This window comes from Streptomyces sp. 8P21H-1 (assembly GCF_013302945.1).
The window spans coordinates 1-2,576 of record NZ_JABTYA010000002.1 but is presented as its reverse complement, the minus strand read 5'-3'; the positions used below and the strand labels follow the sequence as shown (position 1 = coordinate 2,576).

Annotated in this window: 3 protein-coding genes; 1 reads left to right on the top strand and 2 read right to left on the bottom strand. The window is 70.1% G+C overall.

What is annotated here, in order from left to right:
* A partial coding sequence (locus HO151_RS00080; RefSeq protein WP_368039364.1) for an RDD family protein occupies nucleotides 1–947 on the bottom strand: 947 nt, incomplete at its 3' end.
* Nucleotides 948–1,063: 116 nt separating this feature from the next.
* On the opposite strand from HO151_RS00080, the gene HO151_RS00075 reads away from it, so the two are divergent.
* Nucleotides 1,064–2,071, top strand: coding sequence for a stage II sporulation protein M (locus HO151_RS00075; RefSeq protein ID WP_173894096.1), 1,008 nt, complete (start codon nucleotides 1,064–1,066; stop codon nucleotides 2,069–2,071).
* A 176-nt stretch (nucleotides 2,072–2,247) separates the two neighbouring features.
* Here HO151_RS00075 and HO151_RS00070 read toward each other — a convergent pair.
* On the bottom strand, nucleotides 2,248–2,576 hold a 329-nt coding region (locus tag HO151_RS00070), incomplete at its 5' end, for a hypothetical protein (RefSeq protein WP_217422720.1).

Genomic DNA, 2,576 nt, shown 5'->3' with positions numbered 1-2,576 from the left:
CGTGCGGGCGGGGCCGGCGGAGCGGGCACGTGCGCCGGTGGCACAGCCGGCGCCGCGGGCGGAGGAACCGCGCCGTACGGCACACCCGGTACGGCACCACCCGGATACGCCCCCGGGTACGCACCCGGCGGATACGTACTCGGGTACGCCCCCGGATGCGTACCCGCCGGGTACATGTCCGGGCCGCCGGAGGGACCCCCTCCACCGAACGCCCGCCGTGCCTCCCGCGCCTGCCGCTCCTGCACCACGGCCGCCAGGAACGCCGCCGGCGGGACCCCGTGCGGTGCCGGAGCCCCCGTACGCTCGGCGACATCGGCCGCGAGCCGCTCCGCCATCGCCCAGCCGACCTGCGGATCCAGCTGCCGCATCCGCGTCAGGTACTGCCGGACGGCCAGCCACAGCCCGTCCGGCACCCCGGAGAGGTCGAGCTCGGCGAACCGTCCCGCCAGCCACGGCGGCGGAGGAGGAACGAAGGCCGTACGCCCGGCGGGAATGCGCTCCCGAACGACCAGGGTCCCCGCGAACACGTCGCCCAGCCGCCGTCCCCGCGCCGACACCAGCGACGCGACGCACGCCACGACCCCGAACGTCATCAGGATCTCGACCACACCGACCGCCCCGCGCACCAGCGCGTGCCGGAACCGGATGGGCCCGCCGTCGTCCCGGACCACCCGCAGCCCGCACGCAGCCTTCCCCAGCGAGCGCCCGTGGCTGAGGGTCTCCACCGCGATCGGCCCGCCGACCAGCAGCAGGAGGAACGCGGCGATCGACACGGCGGCCTGCGCCGCCGCGTCGAGAGCGGCCGTCGACAGCACCAGGGCGATCAGCACGGCGACATAGACGGCCACCGCCACCACCAGGTCGAGCACCACGGCCAGCACCCGGCTCGGCAGCTTCGCGGGCCGCAGCTCCAGCGCCACCGCCTCGCCCGTCACAAGCTCACTCACGCCCGCCGCCCTTCCCCGAACTGCCCTGAGACCAGCCAGTCTGCCAAGCTGAGGCACATCGCGCCGCAGTGCGACAAGCTGACCACACGACGAGCAGCCGAGGAGCAGCCGACCCGATGGACCTCGACGTCTTCGTGTCCGCCCACCGTGCCGAATGGGACCGGCTCGACGCGCTCCTGCGCCGCCGGCGCCGCCTCACCGGCGCGGAGGCCGACGAACTGGTCGCCCTCTACCAGCGCACGGCGACCCATCTGTCCCTGATCCGGTCCAGCGCCCCGGACCCCCAGCTCACCGGCCGCCTCAGCCAGCTGGTGGCCCGCGCGCGCAGCGCCGTCACCGGCACCCGCCGTGCTTCCTGGCGCGACGTGACCCGCTTCCTCACGCACGGCTTTCCCGCCGCGGTCTACCGGGCACGCCACTGGTGGGTACCGACGGCGCTGCTGTCCACGGCCCTCGCCGTCCTGCTGGGGTGGTGGATAGGCACCCACCCCGAGGTCCAGTCCTCGATAGCGGCCCCCGACGAGCTGCGCGAACTCACGCGCCCCGGCGGCCAGTACGAGACGTACTACTCCAGCCATCCCGCGGCGTCCTTCGCGGCCCAGGTGTGGACGAACAACGCCCAGGCGGCGGCGATGTGCCTGGTGCTCGGCGGCTTCCTGTGCCTGCCGGTCGTCTGGATCCTCTTCCAGAACATGCTCAACGTGGGTGTGGGCATCGGCCTGATGTCCTCGGCCGGCCGCCTCGACACCTTCCTCGGCCTGATCCTCCCGCACGGTCTCCTGGAGCTGACGGCCGTCTTCGTGGCGGCCGGCACCGGACTGCGCCTCGGCTGGACGGTCATCGACCCGGGCCCCCGCACCCGTCGCACGGCCCTCGCCGAGGAGGGACGTGCCGCCCTGGGCATGGCGATAGGCCTGGCGCTGGTCCTCTTCGTCTCCGGCGCCATCGAAGGCTTCGTCACCCCGTCCGGCCTCCCGACCTGGGCCCGCATAGGCATCGGCACGACCGCCGAAGTCCTCTTCCTCGCGTACGTCTACATCCTGGGGGGCCGCGCGGTACGCGCAGGTGAGACGGGTGACGTAGAGGAGGCCGAGCGCAGCGCCTCCGTACCGACCGCGGCCTGATGTGCGGGCACCCCCGTCAGACTGCTAGTCTCCTCTTCGCCCCACAAAAACCGTTGACACGGGACGCGTGGGGAGGTAGATTCGAACAGTTGCCTGGAGCTGGACAAGCTCGGCGGTGGCAGTTAGTATCTGTCAGCTTCCTGGAATTCGATTCCGGTGAAGCGCCTTTCGATAATTCAGAACTGATCGGCCGGTCGAACCGACCGAAAACCTCTGATAAAGTCGGACTCGCCGAAAGAAAGCCGCAAGGCAATCACATAGGCAAAGGCCTCCCAACTGGCCACCGGATATGAATTCCGACCGGAAACGGAACGGAAAACGGATCTGGTAAGGTTGGAAACACGAAGGGAAAAGCCCGGAGGAAAGCCCGAGAGGGTGAGTACAAAGGAAGCGTCCGTTCCTTGAGAACTCAACAGCGTGCCAAAAATCAACGCCAGATATGTTGATACCCCGTCCATCACCATTCGGTGGTGGGTGGAGGTTCCTTTGAAAAAGTCCTGCCGGG